Origin of the sequence: Robertmurraya korlensis NBRC 107688 (genome assembly GCF_001591645.1) — a bacterium.
Classification (GTDB): Bacteria; Bacillota; Bacilli; order Bacillales; family Cytobacillaceae; genus Robertmurraya_A.
On the sequence record NZ_BCVH01000066.1, the window covers coordinates 1 to 610 of the forward strand.

1 protein-coding gene is annotated in these 610 nt (G+C 39.0%); it reads right to left on the minus strand.

Annotated features, from left to right (window positions below; all coding sequences use genetic code 11):
• Positions 1-132: 132 nt before the first annotated feature.
• Positions 133-610: IS200/IS605 family transposase (gene tnpA, locus BKO01S_RS23705; RefSeq protein WP_084362199.1), on the minus strand; the 478-nt coding region annotated here is incomplete at its 5' end.

Genomic DNA, 610 nt, shown 5'->3' on the forward strand with positions numbered 1-610 from the left:
TAAAAACCACGCGTGAGAACGCGTGGTTTTCTCTGCGGCTGAAAGCCTTTGTTGCTGACCAGACCCTAAAGGGCCTCTGAAAGGTTCGCCAAATGTACTACTTTTACTGGCCAAGCCTCAAAGGCCTTCTATTCATTTCCGTTTCTTTTTCTGTACCTCTTCACCTGTGAATGGATCGATATATTCCATCATACTCAATTGTTCTGCGACTATATCATCCTGTATTTGATTACGGATATATTCTTCAATTACCTTCTTGTTTCTTCCAACTGTATCTACATAATATCCCGTACACCAAAATTTCCGATTCCCATATCTGTATTTGAGATTCGCATGACGATCAAAAATCATTAAACTACTTTTTCCCTTTAAATATCCTACAAATGCAGACACACTTATTTTGGGTGGGATACTCACAAGCATATGTACATGATCCTTACACGCTGTTGCTTCTATAATCTCCACTCCTTTTCTTTCACAGAGAGTCCGGAGAGTTTCACCAATATCTTTTTTGATCTTTCCATAAATGACTTGCCTTCTGTACTTCGGGGCAAAAACGATGTGATACTTACAATTCCAAGTGGTGTGTGCTAAACTATTAGTGTCTTTT